Consider the following 22,417-nt stretch of genomic DNA (forward strand, 5'->3'; position numbering starts at 1 on the left):
TTGCAGCGCCTGGGCCAGCTAAGCGGCGGCGTACCCGAAAGCTCGGGGCTGGCCCGCGGCCCTCGGCCCGGCACGTTCTACACCCACGCCGATGCCGGCAATGCCCCGGTGCTGTTTGAAATCGATGCCCAGGGCAAGCTCCTCAACAGCCTTAAGCTTTCTTCGGCAGAAAACACTGACTGGGAAAGCCTGGCCCAGGATAACAGCGGTAACCTTTTCGTGACGGACGCCGGCAACAATGACAACAGCCGCCGCGACCTGGTCATCTACCGACTCAACCCAAGCCAGCCCCAGCAGATAGGCCGCATCAGCTTTGCCTACGCCGACCAGAGCGAGTTTCCGCCTACCAAAGCCGACCGCAACTTCGACTGCGAGGCTTCTTTATGGCACAACGGGCAGCTCTACCTCTTCACCAAAGACCGCGCCCAGCACAGCACCAGCAAAGTGTACACCCTCCCCGACCAGCCCGGCAAGCATACGGCTAAGCTGCTAAGCAAGCTCGCCATCAACGGGGAGGTAACCGGCGCTGACCTTAGTCCCGATGGTCGCCGCCTGGCGCTGCTGGGCCGCGAGCAGCTGTATCTGCTGGAAGGCAACAACCTGGAGGAAGCCCTCAAAGCCACCCCCAAAGTGGTTTCCCTGAATGGGGCGGGCCAGACGGAGGGTGTCGTTTTTACCGACAATGCTACACTTATGATCAGCACCGAACAGGGTACCCTGTATCAGTATAAGCTGTAAAAAACCTGGCTTGGTAGCTACTTTTTCGGCCCGCAGCGGTTTACTAGCCGGTAGAAACTCCATCTATCTGGGTAGAAAGCTGCTGCGGGCCGCGCTTTTTTCCTATCATTGACCCCTGATTCATCACCCTGGCGCGGGCCTCACCGGAGGCAGCGCCGCATTGCCTTCCCTATGGCTGACCAAACCCTTACCGGCCTGCGCGCCGGCGTGCTGCACGGCGACGAAGTGCAGCAGCTTTTCGACCACGCGAAAGCCAATGGCTACGCGCTGCCCGCCGTGAACGTGACCGGCACCGACACGGTAAATGCCGTGCTGGAAGCTGCCCGCGACCTGAACTCGCCCGTTATCATTCAGTTTTCGAATGGCGGCGCGCAGTTTTTCGCCGGCAAAGGCCTGCCCAACGACAAGCAGCAAGCCAGTATTGCGGGCGGCATCTCGGGTGCCCACCACGTGCACCTGATGGCCGAAGCCTACGGGGTGCCCGTGATTCTGCACACCGACCACGCCGCCAAAAAGCTGCTGCCCTGGATTGACGGCCTGCTCGATGCCGGCGAGAAATACTACGCCGAGCACGGCCAGCCCCTGTTCAGCTCCCACATGCTCGACCTTTCGGAAGAGCCGATTGAGGAGAACATCGAAGTCTGCAAGAAGTACCTGGAGCGCATGGCCAAAATCGGCATGACGCTGGAAATTGAGCTGGGCGTAACCGGTGGCGAGGAAGATGGCGTGGACAACTCCGACGTGGACTCCTCGAAGCTCTACACTCAGCCTTCGGAAGTGGCCTACGCTTACGAGGAGCTGAGCAAAGTAAGCCCGCGCTTTACCATTGCGGCGGCTTTCGGCAACGTGCACGGCGTGTACAAGCCCGGCAACGTGAAGCTGCAGCCCGTTATCCTGAAGAACTCCCAGGACTTCGTGAAGGAGAAATACGCGCTGGAAGCCGAGCGGCCCATCAACTTCGTGTTCCACGGCGGCTCGGGCTCCTCGCAGGAGGAAATCCGCGAAGCCATCAGCTACGGGGCCATCAAGATGAACATCGACACGGACCTGCAGTGGGCGTTCTGGGACGGTATCCGTGGGTACTACCAGAAAAACGAAGGCTTCCTGCAAAGCCAGATCGGCAACCCCACCGGCGAGGACTCGCCCAACAAGAAATACTACGACCCGCGCGTGTGGCTGCGCGCCGGTGAGCAAACCTTCGTTACCCGCCTTAAGTCGGCCTTCGAAGACCTCAACGCCGTAAACCGGCGCTTCTAACAACGACGGGAACCACGGATTGGGCGGATTTTTCGAGTTTCGCGGATTTTGTGGACGTTTTCAGCAACAAAAAAGCCTCGCACAGCGCGAGGCTTTTTTGTTGTCTGTGTTTTACAAACACCAACCGCGCCGTTCACGAAATCTGTGGATTCCGTTAAGATTTGTGCTCATCCGTGGTACGCACGGCGTACCCGTAGCGGTTGTTGGGGTCTTTACCGGCGCGGAACAGTACCCAAAAGCCCACAAAAATCATTGGAATGCTCAGCCACTGGCCCATATTCAGGGCCATGCCTTTTTCAAAATCCACTTGGTCTTCCTTCAGGAACTCTACCAGGAAGCGAAACGAGAACAGCAGCACCACAAACAGCCCGAACAGCAGGCCCCGCGGCGTGCGGTCCTTGTATTTATTCCAGAGCCCGTAGAGCAGTACGAACAGGAAGACGCAGAACAGGGACTCGTAAATTTGGGTGGGGTGGCGCGGCACGGCTACTTCGGTAGGTGCCGTGACGGTAGCCCCGGCAGGGGCCGTTTCAATGCTCATCGTTTTATCAGGATTCTGAATGCGTCGCACCAGTACGGAACCCGCGGGCACCGTCTGGCCGGGATTGGCCTGCTGCAGGTGCTCCGTGTCGCGGGGGAATACAAAAGCCCAGGGCACGTCCGTGGGCCGGCCCACGATTTCGGAGTTCATCAGGTTACCTAGCCGGATGCAGGCCCCGCCCACGGCTACTACAATCACAATCCGGTCGAGTACCCAGAGGTAGTCAAACTTGTTGCGGCGGCTGAACAGCCACACAGCCAACAAAATCCCCAGGGTAGCACCGTGGCTGGCCAGGCCACCTTCCCAGATCTTGAAGATTTCCAGAAAGTGCTCTGAGGTAAGGTAATACTCCGGGGAGTAAAAGAGCACGTGGCCCAGACGCGCGCCCAACACCGTGCCCGCAATCATGTAGATGGTAATGACATCCACCCACCGCTCACTTACCCGCTCTGCTTTGTAGATGTGGGTGAGAATGAACGAGCCAAACACGAAGCCCAACGCGAACAGCACGCCGTACCAGCGCAGTGTAAGCGGGCCCAGCTGGGCAATAATGGGCGACTGTTCCCAGATAATGAAAGCAAGCATAGAGGGCATGGTTTACAAAAAAGAAAGAAGGGTTCAAAGGTAGTCAGCGCAATCGGCTTACCGCGGGGAGCTGCTCACGAGGTAGGGCAAGCCCCTGCCCCGGCCCATGGCCCAGGGCCAATTAGCGTGTATATACAAGGAGGCTACCGGTTGTTAAGCTGCGTTTCGTGCTCGGCGTCTGGTGCCGAAGGTAAAGCTGCTCCGTCGCCGCTGAGCAGCAGCACGATGCCCAGCATCACGGCGTAGGCAGGCCAGCGCACCCAGGCGCGGTGCGGCCGGCGCTCTGCCGTTTCGCTGATGAGGCGGGCCCGCACCCGGCTGTAAAAGTACGGGCGGGGTTGGGGTGCGGGCTGCGCACGCCACTGGCGCAAGAGGTCTTCCCATTCTTCATCGGCATGGGGACGTGGAGCTGAATCAGACATGGCGCAGGGAAGGTTGAAAGTGGGTGCGAAGCGTTTTGCGGGCCCGAAACAGCAGCGACTCAACGGCCGGCACGCTGGTACCGAGCACGGCGGCTATCTGCTCGTAGCTCAGCTCCTGCTCGTGGCGCAGCGTGAAAGCTACCTGCTGCTGGTCGGGCAGACGAGCAATGTGCACCAGCAGCAGTGCCACCTGCTGCTGGCCTTCCAGCTGGGCCTGGGGGTGTTCATTATCCGCCGGCTCGGGCAGTGAGTGGTTGTCGAAGCCCAGCAGGCTGGTGAAATAGGCGAAACGCTTTATTGCCCGGGCCCGCCGCCGGTGCTTCAGGGCGCGCGAGGTAGCGAGCCGGTAAAGCCAGGTGCTCAGCGCCGCTTCACCCCGAAACCGGCCAATGGTCTGGTAAACTTCCACGAAGACTTCCTGAGCCACATCTTCGGCCTCCTCCGGCGACTGTAGCAGCGCCAGCACTGTGCGGTAGATGCGGTTCTGGAACCGCTCCACCAGGGTGCGAAACGCCGCCTCGCTGCCTGCTTGCAACTGCGCTACCAGCTCGGCATCGGCAGAAGCAATGGCAGGCGGCTCAAAAAGCACGGGCGGTTGCGTAGCGGGCAGCGGAAGAGTGTACACCAGTGAAGCGAAAACGGAAGAATAGAAAAGGGCCCGGTTTGTCTCCGGCCGCTGCCGCAAGTACTGGGGTCACACAAGCTTAGGCCCGGTTAGCACAAAAAACTTGCGCCAACCGGGCCAATTATTCCGCAATGTACTGGCAATGAGCTGTATTATTTCAGCAAAGTACCGCACCTACAACGGCTGGCAAGAACCTCCCAAGCTGCTACAGTGCGTTCAGTTCCTGGGTGTAGCCCCCGCTCAGGATGGGGAAGCGCAGCCAGGAGCGCGGGTCCACGTTGTAGTCGTCGAGGTGAAAGCTGGGAGCGTACCGCTCGCGCTTCCACTGGTTGCGGCTCCAGAGCGAGTAGAAGCGCTTCACGTAGGTTTTGAGCTGCTCGGCATCGGCGACGGGGTCTTCCTGCACCAGCGTGGCCAGAACCTGGCGCGGGCTGAGCCGGTCGTAGAAAGCCAGCCGCTCGATGCGGTTGAGCAGCACGTAGGGCATCAGGTCCCGCTCGTCGGTTTGCTTTTCTTCGAGGGGGCGTAGCTCGGCGGTGGGCTGCAGGCCGTTCACGTGGCGCAGGGCGGGGTAGTTCAACTCCGTTTCGGCCCAGCGCAGCCACTTCTTCACAAAGTCCTTATCTACGCCCGCAATAGGCGAGATGGAGCCGGCTGTGTCGCCGTCCATGGTGCAATAGCCCACGCTGGCCTCCGAGCGGTTGGAGGTGGTGATGAGCAGGCAGTTCTGCACGTTGGCCAGCAGCCAGATGGCGGGGGCGCGCACCCGGGCCTGGATGTTTTGCAAGGCTAGGTCGTCGGTTTTCCACGTTAGGGGCCGGCCAATGGCCTGCTCAATCTTGCCGGTGTAGCCCGTCACCTCCGCGTCGATTTCCCAGTTGTAAAACACGGCTCCAATGGAATCGGCCAGCTCTTTGGCGGAGTTGAAGGTGTCGTCGGACGAGTTGACGGTGCCCTGGTAAGCGCAGGTAAGCAGCCGCGCCATTAGCTGTTGGTTGATGGTCTTTTGGTGCTGGCTGGGGTCCGTCAGGGATGCGTCCTTCGGGCCGGGCGCGTTCTGGTCGGGCACGGGGGCAACAGGGCCAGCCAGCTGCTCTATCTCCTCGGCCGTAAAGCAGCCCGAGCGGCGCATGAACTCGGCCGTGCCCAGCTCGGTCGTGCCCAGCCTTACCATTTCGGCTACGGCTACGGCACATAGGCAGGAGTCGGCGCCACCGCTGAGACTCAGCACGAAGCCCCGGCTGCGGGCCTTGCGCAGGTAGTCAAACAGGGCCAGACTGAGCGCCTGATTCAGCTCCCGGTATTCGTCGGGGGCAGGCAGCAGCTCAATAGTTTCGGCCGGCGCTAGCTCCTGGGCGAAATCCACGTCCACGCACTCCATGTCCACTTCCTTGAAGCTCATGAGCTGGTTGCGCAGCAGCAGGTGGCCGTGGCGGGCTACCAAAATTTCACCATCGTAGGTGATGCGGCCGGCTTCGTTGCCGAGCAGGTTGGCGTAGAGGTAGGTGCAGCGGAAGTTGCGGGAGGCCTCCGTCACGAGGTGGTAGCGCACGTCGGTCTTGCTCATAGCAAAGTGCGAGGCCGAGGGGTTTACAATCAGCTGCACCCGGTCGACAAGGCGGCAGGCGGGGCGCACGTCGTCGGGCCGCCACGCGTCCTCACAGATTTCGAAGCCGAACTTCACGCCCTGGTGCTCAAAAATCATATCCCCGAGCGGCCACTCCTCCCCTTTCCACGTTACCGTGGTCGTTTCACCAGCGGGCCAGGCGTGGAAAAAGCGCGGCTCATAGTGCACGCCGTCATTGGCCAGAAACTGCTTGGCCGCGAAGCCCAGAATCTGCCCGTCGCGCAGCACGGCGGCTGTATTATAGGTCCGGTGATTCAGGCGTACCGGCAGGCCCACCACCACGCAGATTCCCTGCGTCCAGGGCCGAATGAGCTGCAGGTGCTCCAATGCCGCCTCGGGCAGCCACTCGCTCAAAAACAGGTCTTCGCAGCCGTAGCCCGTCAGGCACAGCTCGGGCAGGCAGAGCAGCTCCACGCCGGCGGCCTGGGCCTGCTCAATGGCTTCGCGGATATTCCGCAGATTGTGGCTCCAGTCGAAGGGAATTTGATTAAGGGCAGCGCCGGCTATTCGCATGGTGGGAAGCAAAGGTTGGTCCCACAAAGCAACTGTATTTCGGCGGATTGGGTTGCGCCGGCCCGAAGAACAGTCCGGCTTTACTTCAACGCGCTTTTCTGTCCCTTACTGTCTATTACCGCCAGTTGGCCTTTTTCCAGCCACAGTGCTTGTACCGGGCTGCCGGCATCAGTAAGCTCCTGGTGCGGCAGGTCAATAGCTACTACTTTGCCATCATAAAGCGTACTGATGTGTTCGACCGGCGTGTGCCCGATGACGACTCGCGAAGCTGCGTAGAGCTGCAACAGCTGCGCTACGTGCGCCGCCGAAGCTTCCTTCAGCGCCAGCCCACGGTACCAGTCCGGGCTGCTCGGTGGCTGCGTCACCTGCTTTTCCAGTGCCGTGAGGGCCGCAACGGGTTTGTCGAGGCTGATCCGGGCCAGATCATTGAGCTTCGATAGGGGTAGTTTTTGCCCCACTACTTCCGGACTGAGGCCGCCGTGGACAAACAGCGTAGCCCCGATTTTTTCGACTACGTTCTTGCTCCGCAGCCACCGCCCCAGCACGGTTGTACGGTTGTACCACTGGTTGTACGGTACACCCAATGTATCGGCATTCACGCGGTATTTCCGGCGCACGTACTTGAAATGTTCCGTCATGTTCATCCGCTCGTGGTTGCCCACGATGAAGTGCACCCGGCCCCCGGCCTGCTCGGCTTCCTGCTCCAGCTTGTAGATAAGCCACAGGCATTCCGTCACGTTGAGGCCCCGGTCAAAAAAGTCACCGACCAGCACCAGGTGGCCCCGGCCAAACTGCCAGCTTAGTTTATCATTCACTACCCCGGCGCCCTGCAACAGGGCCTGAAAACCTTTGAAGTTGCCTTCGATGTCGGAAACAGCCAGCAGCTTTTCCGGCTCGGCGTACGTATCGGCCGGAACCTGATTTTCCGACCGCAGGGGTACCTGAAACTCCTGGCTGGTTTCGTCGGCAAAGCACGTCACCACGTTTGCGGTGCCGGCGCGCAGCGTATCCGTCAGCAGCACAAGGGAGCCGCCCTGCGGGGCAATGCGCCGGCTGATCAGCAGACTATCTTGGTAAAACACCAAGGGGCCGTCGGCAGAGAAGCCCGACTTGTCGCTCTTAGGCCCCTTAACCGACCAGCCCGGCATAAAATACACTTTGTCAATAGTGCCCAAGGCAATAAGGCCAATGCCGCCAAGCACGTAGGCGACGTATAGCAAAAGTGTACCCAGCAGTATTTTTTTGAGCATAATAGCCGGCTATAAGAGTTGTTCTACTTTAGGTAACTCATTGATTCCTACACGCCCAGCGCCACCAAGGCCCGCTCGGCGGCCAACTGCTCGGCTTGCTTCTTGGAGAGGCCCATACCGGTGGCTACTACTTCATCCTCCAGCACTACGGAGGCCGTAAACTCCATTACGCCGCCGGGGCGCGCCTCGCCCTGCAGGTCGTAGCGAATGGCTTTGCCGTGGCGCTGCGCCCACTCAATGAGCTTGCTCTTGAAGTTGGTGGTCGTCTGCGTCATAGCCTTCACATCCACGAAAGGCTTGATGAGGCGGCTGAGCACAAACTTGCGAGCGGCTTTGTAGCCCTGGTCCAGGTATACGGCACCTACCAAGGCCTCCAGGGCATTGCCGTTCACGGAGCGCGAGCGGGTGGCGCGACCCTGGGTGGCGTCCAACTGAACCAGTTTATCGAGGCCAAGCTTAAGTGCCAGCCCATTGAGGCTTTCCCGGTTCACGATGCGGCTGCGCATCTCCGTCAGAAAGCCTTCCTGCTCGTAGGGATATTTACGGAACAGGTACTCCGCCACCACCGTGCCCAGCACGGCGTCGCCGAGAAACTCCAGCCGCTCGTTGCTTTGGTGACGGGCCTGCTCACCCTGTTGGCGCACCACCGAAGAGTGCGTGAAAGCCAGCTGGTACAGGCGAATATTGTCGGGCGTGCGCCCGATGAGCGTGGCAATGGCCTGCCGAAAAGCCCGGTCCTGCCCCAGCAACCGGCGGAAAAAGCCGAAAAGCGGCAAGGGCTGACCGGGCTTGGGCATTAGTCGCGGAATTTGCGGAACACCACCGACGTATTGTGGCCCCCAAACCCGAAGGTGTTGCTGACCGCAATGTTGATTTCCCGCTCCTGGGCCTTGTTGAACGTGAAGTTCAGGCGGGCATCCAGCTCGGGGTCGTCGGTGAAGTGGTTGATGGTGGGCGGCACGATGCCGTGCTGCATGGCCATAATGCTGGCAACGGCCTCAATACCGCCGGCCCCGCCCAGCAGGTGGCCCGTCATGCTCTTGGTAGAGCTGATGTTCAGGCCGTAGGCAGCCTCACCGAACACCTTCTGAATGGCGGTAATTTCGGCCCCGTCGCCCAGCGGCGTGCTGGTACCGTGGGTGTTGATGTAGTCCACCTCCTCGGGCCGGATGCCGGCGTCGCGCAGGGCGTTCTGCATCACCAGCACCACGCCTTCTCCCGTAGGATCGGGCGCCGTGATGTGGTAAGCATCCGACGACAAGCCGCCACCGATGATTTCGGCGTAGATCTTGGCGCCGCGGGCTTTGGCGTGCTCGTACTCTTCGAGCACCAGCGCGCCGGCACCTTCACCCAGCACAAATCCGTCCCGGTCCTTGTCGTAGGGGCGGGAGCCGGTTTCGGGGTCGTCGTTCCGTTCGCTCATGGCCTTCAGGGCGTTGAACCCGCCCACGCCAGCTTCGGTAATAGCCGCCTCCGAGCCACCCGTTACAATCACGTCGGCCATGCCAAGACGCAGAAAGTTGTAGGCCGCCACAATGGAGTCCGACGACGAAGCGCAGGCGGAGGTAGTCACGAAGTTGGGGCCCCGAAAACCGTTCTTGATGGAGATGTTGCCCGACGAGGAGTCGGCAATCATCTTCGGAATAAAGAACGGGTTGTAGCGCGGGGTGCCGTCGCCCTTGGCGAAGCTGAAGCACTCGTCCTGGAAGGTTTTCAGCCCGCCAATGCCCGAGCCCCAGATAACGCCCACGCGGTCCTTGTTCACGCCTTCAAGCAGGCCGGCATCCTTGATGGCTTCATCGGAGGCAATGACGGCAAACTGCGTGAACAGGTCCATTTTGCGGCCTTCCTTGGTAGGGAAGTAATTATCCGGCGAATAGCCCTTCACTTCGCAGGCAAAGCGGGTTTTGAACTTGCTGGCGTCGAAACGGGTGATGGGGGCGGCCCCACTTTTTCCGGCCCGCAGGCCTTCCCAATAAGCGGGCACCGTGCTGCCCAGGGGCGTAATGGCACCCAGGCCGGTCACAACAACTCTCCGGAGAGACATAGGCTGGCGCAGAGAAGCGAAACTAAAAAGGTAAAAAAGCAAAACGGCCGGCGGCGAGCCGGCCGGTAAGCACAGTTGAGGGCAGTACTTAGTTGTTAGTGGTCAGTGCCGGCTGACTTGCTGTCAGCTTTCGGCATACACCTAAGCGGCTAAGCACTAACAACTAAGTTCTGACAACTACTTGGCGTGTTCTTCGAGGTAGCTGATAGCCTGGCCCACGGTACCGATGTTTTCGGCCTGGTCGTCCGGGATAGACACGTTGAACTCCTTCTCGAACTCCATGATCAGTTCAACGGTATCCAGCGAGTCGGCACCCAGGTCGTTGGTGAACGAAGCCTCCGGAGTAACTTCCGAAGCCTCTACGCCGAGTTTGTCGATGATGATGGCCTTTACTTTTTCTGCGATTTCAGACATTTCCGTGGGGGTTTAAAGAAAACTCGCCACAAATAACACTATCTTCCCTAACATTGTCAAACAAAGACGCAATCTTGTCTGGGCACCGGACGTTGCGTGCAGCCGCCCCGGCCGGCTTGTATCTTTGCCCCTGACCGCCTAATTCTCTTCTTGCCATGCTCACTCTCGACGTTGAGTACGACTGTGACTTCGACCTGTTCGGCATCGTGTCTTCCAGCCGGGAACACACCCTGGCCTGGACGCTGAACACGGCCCTGCGCCTGCGCCTCGTAAAACAGCAGGACCTCATCTACGACCTGCTCAGCCGTGGCCGGCTGGTGATTAGCAATTACTTGCACGCCACCGAAACGCTGAGTTTGCGCCTGCTGCGCAACCGCTCCGTGGATCCATCGGCGCTGAAAAAGCCGTTTTTGGCGCCTGATATCAAGGAGTATGACTACCTGCTCCAAGTCAGCAACGGCACGGGTAGCTTGGCCGGCGACGAGCTGCTGGCCCGCCTCACGGAGCTGCCGGCCGTACAGTACGCCTGCCAGTTCGACCCAAATTCTTTAAAATTCAAAGAGAACCTACTCTTTTGAGATTGTAGCGCGAAGCTTCCGCGGCGCGCATCGTGGCCCGGTATTCCTTACATTGGCCCCCACGATGCGCGCCGCAGGAGCTTCGCGCGCCTGCTTGCTTTCATTGAGCCGCTTTTTTGTCACCTGTTACCCGTCACCAGTTACCGTCCTGCATGGAATCATTTCCCAAGTACAACAAGACCAAAATCGTGGCCACCGTGGGGCCCGCTTCCAATACCTATGAAAAGCTGGCCACGCTCATCCGCGAAGGCGTGGACGTGTTCCGGCTGAACTTTTCGCACGGTGCCCACGAAGAGCACCTGAAAGTAATCAACCTCGTGCGCCGCCTCAACAAAGACCTGCGCACCAATGTGGGCTTGCTGCAGGATTTGCAGGGTCCGAAGATCCGGTTGGGTGATGTGGAAGGCGGCGGCGTCGAAATCAAGGCCGGCGACAAAATCAAGCTGGTCTGTGGCGAAAAGGAAATCACCACGGCCACGCGCCTGAGCACGATTTACCTGGGCCTGGCCCGCGACGTGAAGCCCGGCGACATGATTCTGATCGACGACGGCAAGATTGAGCTGCGCGTGCTGGCCACCGACCGCGACAAGGAAGTGGACGTGGAAGTAATCTACGGCGGTTTGGTGAAACCCCGCAAGGGCATCAACCTGCCCGACTCCGACGTGTCGGCTCCGTCGATGACAGAGAAGGATATCGAGGATTTGAAGTTCGGTCTGGAACACGACGTCGACTGGATTGCCCTGTCGTTTGCCCGCCGCGCCGAGGATATCCGCTTCATCAAAAGCCTCATTGCCGAAAGTGGAAAGGAAGCCCGCGTGGTAGCCAAGATTGAAACGCCCGAAGGCCTGCGCAACCTCGACGAAATCATTGCCATTACGGATGCCGTGATGGTGGCCCGCGGCGACCTGGGCGTGGAAGTGAAGATGGAGGAGGTGCCGATGTCGCAGAAGATGATTGTGCAGAAGTGCAACAAGCTTGGCAAACCCGTCATCGTGGCTACTCAGATGATGGAGAGCATGATTACGGCCCCCCGCCCCACCCGCGCCGAAACCAGCGACGTAGCCAATGCTGTGATAGACGGAGCCGACGCCCTGATGCTTTCCGCCGAAACGGCCGTAGGCCAGTACCCGGTAGAAGTTATCCGCTCGATGGTGGGCACTATCCGCAGCGTAGAAAGCCAGGCCGACGTGTACCACCGCTTCTACCCCGTCGACCCCAACTCCCCTTCCTTTATGGTAGACAGCGTGCTGTCGGCCTCGGTCCACTTGTCGCGCAATACCAAGTCAAAGGCGCTGACCGGCGTGACGCATAAAGGCTACACGGCCTTCCAGATTTCGAAGTACCGGCCCAAGGCCGACATCTTCATCTTCACCGACAACCGCCCGCTGCTCACGGCCCTGAGTTTGGTATGGGGCGTGCGCGGCTTCTACTACGACCGGTTCAACAGCACCGACAGCACCATTGCCGACATCAAGTATATCCTCACCACCACCGGCCACCTCAAAGCCGGCGACGCCTTCATCACCACCGGCTCCACGCCTATCACGGAGCACGGCCAGGCCAACATGATTAAGGTGACGGTTGTGTAATTGACTCCGAGTTCAACAACTATGTAAAGAGCCCGCCGGATGCATCCGGCGGGCTCTTTTTTCTCAGGCAGGCGCAAATAAACCACGAATGCCTCGCACGCGACAAGGCCCGCAGCTTGCGCCGCGGGCCTTGTCTATACGAGAGCAGAAACGCTGGTTTGTTGCCGCTTAGGCAGCCAGCGACTTCACGAACTTAGCCAGCTTCGATTTGTTGTTGGCGGCTTTGTTCTTGTGAATGATGTTCTTTTTGGCCAAGCGGTCCAGCATCGACGATACTTTCTGCAGCAGCTCCTGAGCAGCCGAGGCATCGGTAGTGGCGCGCAGCTTCTTGATAGCGGTGCGGGTCGATTTAGCTTGGTAACGGTTCAGTACGCGCTTAGCTTCGTTGGAGCGGATGCGCTTGAGGGCCGATTTATGGTTTGCCATGGGTATGGTAAAGTGACGTTCTGCTCGAAATCAATTCAATTGGGTGGGCAAAGGTAGGGCTTTGGTTTGAATCTGCAAATACTCCGCCCGAAATAGTGACGCTGCCTGGTCAGCTGCCACCGCTGAATATAGTATGCATGCCGCCTTTTCCGTATCTTGTCAGGTGGTTACGGGTTCCTGCCGTATGCTTTTCCTTTCTTTATGCCTCTTGTTGCTGCTTCTGCCTACCAGCCGCCGCTGTATATGTTCAGCGCCCACCTGCAAACCATTGTGCCCAGCCTGTGGCGCACGGTGCCCGAGGTGCGCTACCAGCGGGAGCGGGTAGAAACCGAAGACGGAGACTTTCTGGACCTCGACTGGTCGCGGCGGCCGGGTGGTGAGCCGGCCGCTGATACCCTGGGCATCGTGTCGCACGGCCTGGAGGGCAACGCCGACCGGCCCTACGTGCGCGGCATGGTGCGGGCCCTGAACGAAGCCGGCTTCGACGCACTGGCCTGGAACTACCGCAGCTGCAGCGGCGAAATGAACCGCCTGCTTCGCTCATACCACCTGGGCGAGACCGACGACCTCGACTTTGTGGTGCGCCACGCCCTGAGCAAGCTGCGCTACAAGCGCATTTTCCTGACGGGCTTCTCGGCCGGCGGCAACGTGACGCTAAAGTACCTGGGCGAAAAACCGGAGCGCGTGCCTCCACAGGTACAGCGGGCGGCGGTTTTCTCGGTGCCTACGGATCTGAAGGCCAGCTCCCACCAAATTTCCCGCCTTGAAAACCGGCTGTACCTCAACAACTTCATGCGCACCCTGCGGGAGAAAATCCGGCAGAAGGCCCTGCTCCTACCCGATCAGGTGGACATTTCGCGGCTGGATGACCTGCGCTTTTTCCCGGAGTTTGATGACCGGTACACGGCCCCCATGCACGGCTTTAAATCGGCGGATGAATATTACGAGCATGCCAGCTCCGGGCGCTACCTCGGCAGCATCCAGGTGCCCACACTGCTGGTGAATGCCCAGAACGACCCTTTTCTACCGCCGGCCTGCTTTCCGCGGGACGTGGCCGCCCAAAGCCGCTACGTGTTTCTGGAAACACCCGAAGCTGGCGGCCACGTCGGGTTTGGAGAAGGCTCCCCGGATGGCAGTTACTACTCCGAGCGGCGGGCCCTTGAGTTTCTGACGGCCGAGGTACCGGCCTGAGGCGGGTTAGGGTACCCCGACAATAACAGGGGCTGCTGGCCGTAGGGCTCCTCCAGGGCAAGCGCCCCGAGCAGCCGAAGCATCTTTGCTTTGCAAAAACAGGTTTACATTCACCGCCACTGCTCACCTACCTTTCTTCGACATGACCAACCACTTACGACGCCTGCTGGCCGGAGCTGCCCTGTTTCTCACGGAGTTTGCTTTGGTGCTGCTGGTGGGCGTATTGGGAGTGGTCGGCTTTCTGTACATCAGCCGGGAAGTGCTGGACCAGCACGCGGCCCCGTTCGACGAAGCGGCCTTCCGCTGGACGCAGCAGTTTTTTGGGCGGGAGCGGCAGCAGTGGGTAGAGGGAGTCACGTTTCTGGCTTCCCGCAACTTTATCGTGGTTGCCTCCCTGGCCCTGATTGGCTGGTTTCTGGTGCTACGGCGGCACCGCTGGTACACGCTCATGGTGCCGGTGGTAGCCCTGGGTGGCATCTGCCTCAACCTAGTACTCAAAAACATCTACCAGCGCCCCCGGCCGCTGCTGCCGCTCACTTCGGCCAGCGGCCTGAGCTTCCCCAGCGGCCACGCCATGATTTCGGCCTGTTTCTACGGGCTGCTCATTTACTTAGTGGCCACACATGTACGGCGGCACCGTGGGCTGCGGGTAGTGCTGATGGTGGGACTAAGCTTACTGATCCTGCTGATTGGGGCTACGCGGGTGTACCTGCGGGTGCACTACGCCACCGATGTGCTGGCCGGCTTTCTAGCGGGCATTACTTGGCTGCTGATTGCCATTCCGTTGATTCGGCGGTTGGAAAAAACGATTAGAAAACGTTTTCAGCGCAACCCGCAATTAGTTGAAAAACAGGCTCAGTAGCGCGCATTCGCAATTTATTTTACCAAAATATTAACCCCTGGCTTGACTTTCCCGGAAATAGGCCCGTATCTTTGCAACATCAAAAGGCTACTCTCCTAAGAGTTCAGGCCCGAGATGAACAGCTGCGCTTGTGGCGAAATTGGTAGACGCGCTGTCTTCAGGCGGCAGTTCCGCAAGGTGTGAGAGTTCGAGTCTCTCCGAGCGCACCACGAAAGCCGGTCCTTTTCAGGGCCGGCTTTTTTGTTTTGGCGCCTGGGTGGCCGGGGCGTTAACCCCATCTGGCCCGCCTGCGTTGAGCACAGAACGTATGCGCAACCACCTTGCCCGTCTGCTGGCCCGCCTGGCCGTACTCACCACCGAAGCGGCGGTGCTGGGGTTGGTGTTCGGGGCCGCTTTGCTGCTGTTTTTTTATCTCACCCGCGTGGTGTTCGTGGCAAAGTCGGCGGCGCTGGATGGCTGGGCGTTTCAGCAGCTGGATTCCCTGCGGGCCGCCTGGCCGGGCCTGACGCCCTGGGTCCGGGGCATTACGTTTTTTGCGTCGTTGCCTTGGCTGGTGGCAGCTGGCCTGCTGATACCAGCCGGGCTGGCCCGCGCCGGCCACCGGCGCGAAGCCTGGGAAGTACTGCTGGCGGTGGCCGGCGCAGCCTTGTTCAACCAGCTCCTGAAGCTACATTACCACCGCATCCGCCCCGATTCCGCCTTACTGCCCCAATCCGGCCTGAGCTTCCCTAGTGGCCACGCTATGATTGGCATGGCCCTCTACGGCTGCTTGGCCTGGCTCCTGTGGCAGCACGGACGGCACCCCATCTGGGCACTGCTGCTGGTTGTTTGGGCCGTCGTCATCGGTCTTACCCGCATCTACCTGCACGTGCACTACGCCACCGACGTGCTGGCCGGCTTTGCCGCCGGGCTGGTGTGGCTGGCCTTGTTGCGGCTGGCAATGAAGGTAAAAGTGTGAGCTGGTGAGTCGTCAGTGCGAGGAGGCACGACGAAGCTATCTGTCCTCTGAAATGTGTTTCGCGTACTTTCACTAAAAAGCCTTTACTCGTTATGCACGATTTCAGGGCTTAGCACGCTGCCCAGAACGGACTTGCTTTGGCTCTCCCTCACAATGATACATTGCCCTCATTGGCACATTATTCACATTCAACTACATCCGCACATTAAAGCCTCACCTTCACCCGCAGAGCCAGTAAGCCTTTTACCCCTTGCAACTCTTCGAGGCCTAGCTCTTCTACCTCGGGCTCCAGCAGGTTGCGGTCCTGCAGGTAGTCGATGTACTCCATGTACTCGGCGGCTTCACGGGCCTGGCTGTACACCAGCGCCAGGTGGCCAGGCTGGGTAAGCCGTTCCCCGGTACCCTGCACGGTAGCCTTATCGATGCGCTTCTTGATGATTTCGTAGCGGATGTTATAGGCTCCGTCCACGTCGAACTGCCGCTCGTCCTGGCGGAAGCGGATGCTAAGCGGCTGGCCGTGGATGAGCACCAGCTGGGTGGTTTCCAGCGGGAGCGGCAGCTGCTTTTTGAGAACCGCCGTGCGCCGGGTAATTTCTACCATGGCCAGCAACTGCCACAGGCGCAGGTTTTTCAGGAAGATGAGGTCAAACGGCTTGTTTTCTACCAGGGAGGCGCCCACATAGATGTTGAACTCCACCCCATCGGTTTTGAAGCGCTGGAAGTAATGCGGAAACATCTTCTGCGCTTTTTCTTCCTCTTCGTCGAGGTAGTCGCTCACCATGTCGTTGAGCATGGTTACACTCTGCTCGAAAGCTTTGCGGCGCTTGTATAGGATGCCCAGCTCCGGGTCGATGTGGTTCCAGTACTCGGCAATGACGGGGCGCAACTCCGGCGTATTTTGGGCCAGGTACTCAAACAGCGGCTCCACCTGCGTGCGCAACGAGTCAAGAATGGTTACTTCGTCGCCTGTCACCAGGCTCTGGCGCAGGCGGCGCAGGTTTTTGTTAACGTAGAACTTCAACTCGTCCAGAATAGGCAGGGCCTGCTGCTCGGAGGCCTTTTTAAGGGCCTTGTTAGCTAAAGAGAGCTGCTCAATCAGGTCGGCCTGGATGGCTTCGTTGCGGGCCGTACTGCTGCCCCTGATGTCGCTGGAACCGTGCAGCGGGTACACCTCGTGGAAGATGATATCCTCCATTTCAGCGTTTTTATTGCCGTCTTCCAGCTGGCTGAGCAGGTTGAGGGCCGCGTCGGTAAAGCGCCATTCCATAGTAGGATGAATGGCCGTGAACTTCTCTTTCACAATGGCCTGCACCCGCGTCTGGATTTCCTCGGCGTTGCGCTTCACCGCCACCGCAAACAGCGGCACAAACTGGTTTACTTTCTCCAGGCAAAACTCGTCCAGGTCGCCTACCTGCGGGGAGCCCAGCTCCAGCAACCCCACCGTATCGTCGCCGTAGGGCAGCAGCGCCAGAATGGCCGAGCGGATGCCCAGGCCCAGAATCTGCTGGCGCAGGTCCTCGGGCAGGTCGGCGGTTTCTACATTTTCCAGAATCAGCGGCTGGCGGTCTATCAGTAGGCGGGCATAAATCTGCCGGAAGCCGGCGCTGGCTTCCTGCTGCTTGGCCAATTGCTTGGTGATGAAGCTGTGGTTGATTTTGCGGCCAAAATCCACGAAGGCGCGCTTTTTCTCGTCGTAGGCGGCAATGCCCAGCTGCAGAAACGGCCGGCCAAACAGCACCCGCAGCTTTTCCTGTATCTGCTCCAGCCGGTCGGAAGCCTGCAGCACGTCGCGCTCCAGCAGGTCGTACTTCAGCTCCGACAGGATTTCCTGGTCCGTCACGTCTACCAGGTGCATGATGTTGAAGCCGCTCAACTCAAAATGCTCAGGCGGCAGCACTTCCTTCCACACATCCAGCCGGTGCAGGTTGTGGCTCAGGTGCTCCACCTGCTCCGGCGTGAGCTCGGGGGGCGTGCCCACTACCTGCACGTCAACAAACGTGGAGTTGAAATCGAGGCCGTAGTGGCGGTACAGGCCAATGCTGTAGTCGGGCACCGTGAATACAATGGTTGTATTCCAAGGTAGCTGCACGTCGTACACCTTTTCCAGAATCAGTAGGTACGCCATGCGCGCCATGTAGATTTCCAGGGTGGCCGCGTCCACGTTCAGCGGCTGCTTGATGGTGCTGTTGGCATTGAGCAGCACTTCCCTGAAACGCGGCGTCTGGTAAAAGCTATAGCGGGTGAAGGGCGGCGTTACGCCGGTAATATCCTTGTTGAAAGAAGCCGGGGGGAACACGGCCAGCATCAGCGTTTCGGTCAGGTCGCAGCCGTGCACCAGGTCGTGCATATCGGTGATGCAGCCCCGGCTCCAGGTGGCCTCCTCAACCTGCGCCATTACGGCCCGAGCCAGAGCGGCCGTACCCGCGTTGGCGTCGTGCTGGCGGTTGCTCCAGTATTTGATAAGGGGCTCAAAGCTGAGCGAAGTCTTGAAAGGAAAGAAGCCGGTAGAAGCCGGGCGTTCCAGCGTGTTCACGTTTGTCATACAGTCGGGGCTGGCCTGGGCACGCCACTATGTAGCGCCCCGAACCATGCCGGCGTATACGCGAAAAAGTGGGCGGCGGCTGCCTACTTGCGGGTGAGCCTGATGGGCACGATGCCGTTGTTGCCGGCCGGGTCGGTGAGGTCCAGAGGGCGCCCATCCAGCTGCAGTGTTTTCACGCGGTTGCGGTAGCAGGTGCAGCAGCCATCAGCCTCAAAGCTTCCTTCGATGTTCACCTCTGTCAGCTCGTAGCGCTGGGCGGGTTTGGCGTTCGGCAGCAGAATGCTGTAGGTATAGTCTTCGGTCACCAGGGTGTCGCGGGCCGGGAAGGGCAACGTACGGTCCAGCCGGATAGAGTCCGCTACGGCCGTTCGGCGCAGGACTATGCGGGCCGTATCCCGGCGGGGCGTTATTTTTTCGCTGACGGCCTGACGGATCAGCTGAATGGTATCCAGCTCCGCCGCCCGGAAACCATTGCCGGTAGCCGAAGAATCGACGCTGAACTGCAGATAAATAGCATCGGCGTGCGCATCCTGGCACTCGTCGCAGGTAGAGCTGCCGCAGCAGGCCGCCAGGCTTAGCAGAAGCCCCAGAAATAAAATACTAAGTGGAAAGCGTGTGGCCATAGCGTTACAAAGATACGGCCGCCATCCGCACCTGCTTGGAACGGGCACAAAAGAAACGCCGGCTCCTGCAGGAGCCGGCGTTTCTTTTGCGTTATCGGCAAGGCTAGTTCTTAACAAAGCGCTGGGTTTCGGTGCCGGTACGGGTAGTTATTTTCAGGTAGTACGTGCCCCGGCTTAGGTCCTGGGTGGGCAGGTCGAAGGTGTGGCCGCCTTTCTCCTGCTCCGCCTGCAGGAGCGTCCGCAAGGTGGTGCCGCGGCTGTCGAGCAGCTCTATCAGCACACTGCCGGACTTCGGCACGTCGTATTGTACCTGGCTGCGTGGCTCTATCGGATTAGGATACACGCTCATACGGCCGGGCGCAGGCAAAACGGCCGAGGCGGAGGAACGCGCCGGCGCAGCCGGATCAAACAACAAGAAACGCGTGGCGGTAAACTGGGCATCGGGCTTTGACAAATGCTGCTTCTTGGGCTTGTTATCCAGGGGCTGGGTAGGGTCGGACTGGGTGTATTTCTGCCGGATGGCCTGCAGGTCGGCGGTCCATTTCTCGCGCTGCGGCTGCACCTCGGCGGCCAGCTCCCGAATCTGGGGCTCGTACTTTTTGGCCAGCTGTTTTACCTCCCGGTCTACTTTCTGCCGGGCTTCGCGCAGGCTGCGGGCCTGCTGGCGTTGCGCTTCCGTCAGTTCCGGGCGCGGCCCCTTAGGTACCCCAGCTTGCTGCAGGCTGCGCCGAAACTCCCGCTGCTGCTTCTGCAGGGAGCTGAGCTGCGCCCGGTATTCGGCCACCTGCACCCGGTCGGCGGCACTAAGCTGGGCCTCCAGCTTCAGGCGCTGCTGGCGCACTACCGGCAGCACTTGCTGCTGCAGGTACGCCTGAGTTTCCTGGCGTACCGGGTTGGAGGCGTAGTCGGCCACCGAAAAATGAGGACGGCCCAGCAGCAGTAAAGCCAGCGTGCTGAGGCGGGCAATGGTCAATAAAGAGGTCTTCATACAGGCAGAAACGAACAAATGAGCAATGGCTGTATAGAGGCCTCAACCAAGTTCAGGTTTAACGACCGTGGCTGTTGCAGAACCCGGGTTCGTACAGGGAAGATGCAAGGCAAGAAGCCGTTTCTCGACAAAGAGGTGACCCACTTTCGGCTCAGTGAGCGGGTGCCGCGCCATAATCTGTACCGCCGGCTGGCCGAGCTCGTCGACTGGTCGTTTCTCTACGACGAGACCCGGACGCTGTACAGCCACACAGGCCAGCCCTCTTTGGACCCGGTCGTGTTCTTCAAGCTCGTGCTGGTGGGCCGGCTGGAAAACCTGGTCAGCGACCGCCGCCTGGTCGAACACTGCGCCCTGCGGCTCGACATCTTGTTGTTTCTGGGCTACGAGGTGGACGAGGAATTGCCCTGGCATTCCACGGTGAGCCGCACGCGGCAGCTCTTTCCGGCCGCGGTCTTCGAGCGCCTGTTCGACCACGTCTTTGCCCAGTGCGTGGCCCGGGGCCTGGTCGCCGGCGACACGCAGGCCGTCGACTCGGCGCCCGTCAAGGCCAATGCTTCCTTGGAAACGGTGCTGGAAAAGAGGACAACGGGTGTCAAAAGTCCCTTTCTGGCCACGGACGAGGCGGCTACCGCGCCGGCTGCGTCCGTGGTGACGGCTCCGGCCCACCAGCTGCGCAACCTGGCCGCTCACCAGGCCCGGCTCGCCACCCACTCCAGCGTACCCGGCGCGCAGCACGAAAAAGCCCGCTTGCTCAGCAACAAGACCCACTACAGCCCCACCGACCCCGACGCGCGCATCTCCATCAAGCCCGGCAAAGCCCGGGCCCTGAACTACCTCTGCAGCCTGGCCGTGGACACGGCTAAGGGCGTGATCAGCCACGTGCAGGCCGATTTCGCCGATAGTCGCGACAGCCTGCACCTACCCCGCTTACTCACCGGCCTGCAGCAACGGTTACGGTCCCAGCAGCTGCGCATGCAGGAGCTGCTGGCCGATGCGGGCTACGCCAACGGCACCAACTACGCCCTGCTCGAAGCCCAGCAGGTGACGGCCTGGATCCCGGTTTTTGGCCGCTATAAGGCCGCTATCGAGGGCTTTACCTACCGGGCCTCAACCGATGACTACACCTGTGCCGCCGGCAAGGTCCTCTCGTTTCGTAAGTACGACACCTCGGCTGACGGCACCGGGCTGAAGATCTACTGGGCCACCTGCTCGGACTGCCAGCAGTGCCCGCTCAAGCCCACCTGCGTGCCCGGGGCCAAGCGCAAGCAGCTCACCCGCACGCTCTACGACGAGCCGTACCGCCGGGCCTGGCAGCGCCAGCAAAGCCGCCGGGGCCAACACATGCGCCGGGTGCGCCAGGGCACGGTGGAGCCCGTCTTCGGGAATCTGCTCCATCACTACGGCCTACGCCGGATGAACGTGCGCGGCCAGGCCGGAGCCCACAAGACGATGCTGCTCACGGCCGTAGCCTACAACCTGAAAAAGCTGCTTAAGTACCGGCCCAACCGGCAAGTGAGCCTGACCATGGCCCTGCCACAGCCATTACTGGCCGCTGCCAGGCGCTAGTATAGCTCAACTGCCCGACCTTGACGCACAGATGGAAACTCGCACAGTAACGGGCTGGAAAAAGAGCCGAACGAAACGAGTTCTGCAACAGCCACGACCGAAAAAATAAAACCGCTCCGGCAGGGCGCCAGAGCGGTTCTTGCTCTAATCCAACGATAAGCGGCCGTTATCGTCGGCTTATTCTTCGTTGGGTTGGGTAGTGGAAGCGGCGGCAGGAGCCAGCTCTATTTCCTGCCCGGTGCCCGTTGGAACGCTTTCCTCGCCCGTCATGGGACCGGCCGTGATGAGGTGAGCCCGCAGGCGGGTGGCGGCGCTGTCGAGCTGCGGCTTGATCTGGGCCAGGGCCTGGCGCAGAGCTTCGGCATCGGCCAGGCGGGGCGCAGCCGTCTGAGAGTAGCCGTGGTACATAGCCACCCGCACATTGGAGCTACCTGTCCCTACATAGGAGCCCACAACGTCCCCGTTGGCATCAATTACCTGCAGTTCGGCACGCAGCTTGGTGCGGAAGTACTCAATAGGAATACCCAGCAGGCTGGGCGTAAGCATACCCAGCATCTGAATAACGTGGAACCCTTTGCCACCGCGCGTGATCTGGGCTTCCGTCACCTGCAGCTTCATGTAGCCGAATTTGGCGCTGCTGTCGTTTGGCTCCAGCAGGTTCTGCTTGGCTTCGCGCTGAAAAATCTGAATCGGGTCGGTGGTGGCTTCATCCTCAATACGGTTGAGGGGGCCGTTTTCCACCGCCACCTCGAGGGCGGGCAGACGCATTGTCAGCGCCGCCGGATTGGCTTTAAACATGATCCGGTCGGCGGAGCGGCAGCTGCCTAGTAATAAAGCCGGGAAAGCACAAAGCAATACAGCGCGGTGTAGAAGTAGCATGGTGGTTAGGCGAGTAGTGTAGCGTTCAAGTTCCGAAAGTAACAGACTGATATAGAAATACGTGCATTTTATAATAGGAGTATAAATATTACTTTTTGACTTATTATTAGATAGCCAAAATTTACTTATTTAATGCAACAATATATTGTACGAATTATCTGACAGGCGCACTTTTACTACATATCCCTCACATTAT

21 protein-coding genes and 1 tRNA gene are annotated in these 22,417 nt (G+C 59.9%); 9 read left to right on the forward strand and 13 right to left on the reverse strand.

Translation table 11 applies throughout. The features are described from left to right. Entirely contained in the window at positions 1 to 738 is a 738-nt protein-coding gene (locus tag LRS06_RS04765; protein WP_257870434.1) for a hypothetical protein, read from the forward strand. Between the two features lie 171 nt (positions 739 to 909). Then, positions 910 to 1,995: a class II fructose-bisphosphate aldolase gene (gene fbaA / locus LRS06_RS04770; RefSeq protein WP_257870435.1), complete on the forward strand. Its 1,086-nt coding sequence runs from the start codon at positions 910 to 912 to the stop codon at positions 1,993 to 1,995. Positions 1,996 to 2,149: 154 nt separating this feature from the next. Here the strand turns inward: fbaA and lgt are convergent, their stop codons facing one another. The 8 genes from lgt to LRS06_RS04810 form a co-directional block, all read right to left on the reverse strand. Then, the gene (gene lgt / locus LRS06_RS04775; protein ID WP_257870436.1) at positions 2,150 to 3,121 is read right to left on the reverse strand and encodes a prolipoprotein diacylglyceryl transferase; all 972 of its coding nucleotides are present in this window, start codon (positions 3,119 to 3,121) and stop codon (positions 2,150 to 2,152) included. Positions 3,122 to 3,264: 143 nt separating this feature from the next. Further along, the gene (locus LRS06_RS04780) at positions 3,265 to 3,543 is read right to left on the reverse strand and encodes a hypothetical protein (RefSeq protein WP_257870437.1); all 279 of its coding nucleotides are present in this window, start codon (positions 3,541 to 3,543) and stop codon (positions 3,265 to 3,267) included. Beyond that, the gene (locus LRS06_RS04785; RefSeq protein WP_257870438.1) at positions 3,536 to 4,168 is read right to left on the reverse strand and encodes an RNA polymerase sigma factor; all 633 of its coding nucleotides are present in this window, start codon (positions 4,166 to 4,168) and stop codon (positions 3,536 to 3,538) included. The genes LRS06_RS04780 and LRS06_RS04785 overlap by 8 nt, the downstream gene beginning before the upstream one ends. A 205-nt stretch (positions 4,169 to 4,373) precedes the next feature. After that, a complete protein-coding gene (nadE, locus tag LRS06_RS04790) occupies positions 4,374 to 6,308 on the reverse strand; it encodes an NAD(+) synthase (protein WP_257870439.1) in 1,935 nt (644 codons plus the stop codon). Positions 6,309 to 6,388: 80 nt separating this feature from the next. Next, complete coding sequence (locus tag LRS06_RS04795) at positions 6,389 to 7,558, reverse strand: metallophosphoesterase (RefSeq protein ID WP_257870440.1); 1,170 nt, start codon at positions 7,556 to 7,558, stop codon at positions 6,389 to 6,391. 47 nt (positions 7,559 to 7,605) lie between these two features. Beyond that, a complete protein-coding gene (rnc, locus tag LRS06_RS04800) occupies positions 7,606 to 8,355 on the reverse strand; it encodes a ribonuclease III (RefSeq protein ID WP_257870441.1) in 750 nt (249 codons plus the stop codon). Further along, the gene (fabF, locus tag LRS06_RS04805) at positions 8,355 to 9,605 is read right to left on the reverse strand and encodes a beta-ketoacyl-ACP synthase II (RefSeq protein WP_257870442.1); all 1,251 of its coding nucleotides are present in this window, start codon (positions 9,603 to 9,605) and stop codon (positions 8,355 to 8,357) included. Before fabF ends, rnc begins: the two co-directional genes overlap by 1 nt. A gap of 177 nt (positions 9,606 to 9,782) precedes the next feature. Further along, the gene (locus tag LRS06_RS04810; RefSeq protein ID WP_019948606.1) at positions 9,783 to 10,019 is read right to left on the reverse strand and encodes an acyl carrier protein; all 237 of its coding nucleotides are present in this window, start codon (positions 10,017 to 10,019) and stop codon (positions 9,783 to 9,785) included. 155 nt (positions 10,020 to 10,174) lie between these two features. Between LRS06_RS04810 and LRS06_RS04815 the strand changes: the two genes are divergently transcribed. Both LRS06_RS04815 and pyk read left to right on the forward strand, forming a co-directional pair. Beyond that, positions 10,175 to 10,597 carry an IPExxxVDY family protein gene (locus tag LRS06_RS04815; protein WP_196953441.1) on the forward strand — a complete coding sequence of 141 codons (423 nt, stop codon included), beginning with the start codon at positions 10,175 to 10,177 and terminating at the stop codon, positions 10,595 to 10,597. A gap of 152 nt (positions 10,598 to 10,749) precedes the next feature. After that, entirely contained in the window at positions 10,750 to 12,186 is a 1,437-nt protein-coding gene (pyk, locus tag LRS06_RS04820; protein WP_257870443.1) for a pyruvate kinase, read from the forward strand. A gap of 168 nt (positions 12,187 to 12,354) precedes the next feature. Here the strand turns inward: pyk and rpsT are convergent, their stop codons facing one another. Beyond that, positions 12,355 to 12,612 carry a 30S ribosomal protein S20 gene (gene rpsT, locus LRS06_RS04825; RefSeq protein WP_088843362.1) on the reverse strand — a complete coding sequence of 86 codons (258 nt, stop codon included), beginning with the start codon at positions 12,610 to 12,612 and terminating at the stop codon, positions 12,355 to 12,357. Positions 12,613 to 12,813: 201 nt separating this feature from the next. Here rpsT and LRS06_RS04830 point away from each other — a divergent pair, with 201 nt between their 5' ends. The 4 genes from LRS06_RS04830 to LRS06_RS04845 all read left to right on the forward strand — a co-directional run bounded on the left by LRS06_RS04830 (position 12,814) and on the right by LRS06_RS04845 (position 15,623). Beyond that, positions 12,814 to 13,803 carry a YheT family hydrolase gene (locus LRS06_RS04830; protein WP_257870444.1) on the forward strand — a complete coding sequence of 330 codons (990 nt, stop codon included), beginning with the start codon at positions 12,814 to 12,816 and terminating at the stop codon, positions 13,801 to 13,803. Between the two features lie 142 nt (positions 13,804 to 13,945). After that, complete coding sequence (locus LRS06_RS04835; protein ID WP_257870445.1) at positions 13,946 to 14,665, forward strand: phosphatase PAP2 family protein; 720 nt, start codon at positions 13,946 to 13,948, stop codon at positions 14,663 to 14,665. A 124-nt stretch (positions 14,666 to 14,789) separates the two neighbouring features. Then, positions 14,790 to 14,874, forward strand: a tRNA-Leu gene (locus LRS06_RS04840). Between the two features lie 98 nt (positions 14,875 to 14,972). Beyond that, on the forward strand, positions 14,973 to 15,623 hold the full coding sequence (locus LRS06_RS04845; protein WP_257870446.1) for a phosphatase PAP2 family protein: 651 nt from the start codon (positions 14,973 to 14,975) through the stop codon (positions 15,621 to 15,623). A gap of 205 nt (positions 15,624 to 15,828) precedes the next feature. Here the strand turns inward: LRS06_RS04845 and LRS06_RS04850 are convergent, their stop codons facing one another. From LRS06_RS04850 to LRS06_RS04860, 3 genes are all read right to left on the reverse strand, one after another. Then, positions 15,829 to 18,165: a GAF domain-containing protein gene (locus LRS06_RS04850; RefSeq protein WP_257870447.1), complete on the reverse strand. Its 2,337-nt coding sequence runs from the start codon at positions 18,163 to 18,165 to the stop codon at positions 15,829 to 15,831. Positions 18,166 to 18,248: 83 nt separating this feature from the next. Next, on the reverse strand, positions 18,249 to 18,788 hold the full coding sequence (locus tag LRS06_RS04855; protein ID WP_257870448.1) for a hypothetical protein: 540 nt from the start codon (positions 18,786 to 18,788) through the stop codon (positions 18,249 to 18,251). A 103-nt stretch (positions 18,789 to 18,891) separates the two neighbouring features. Next, on the reverse strand, positions 18,892 to 19,776 hold the full coding sequence (locus LRS06_RS04860) for a T9SS type A sorting domain-containing protein (protein WP_257870449.1): 885 nt from the start codon (positions 19,774 to 19,776) through the stop codon (positions 18,892 to 18,894). A 102-nt stretch (positions 19,777 to 19,878) separates the two neighbouring features. Here LRS06_RS04860 and LRS06_RS04865 point away from each other — a divergent pair, with 102 nt between their 5' ends. Continuing rightward, the gene (locus LRS06_RS04865; protein ID WP_257869603.1) at positions 19,879 to 21,342 is read left to right on the forward strand and encodes an IS1182 family transposase; all 1,464 of its coding nucleotides are present in this window, start codon (positions 19,879 to 19,881) and stop codon (positions 21,340 to 21,342) included. 177 nt (positions 21,343 to 21,519) lie between these two features. On the opposite strand, the gene LRS06_RS04870 is transcribed toward LRS06_RS04865, so the two are convergent. Next, entirely contained in the window at positions 21,520 to 22,140 is a 621-nt protein-coding gene (locus LRS06_RS04870; RefSeq protein WP_257870450.1) for a hypothetical protein, read from the reverse strand. Positions 22,141 to 22,417 lie beyond the last annotated feature (277 nt).

The organism is Hymenobacter sp. J193 (assembly GCF_024700075.1).
Lineage (GTDB): Bacteria > Bacteroidota > Bacteroidia > Cytophagales > Hymenobacteraceae > Hymenobacter.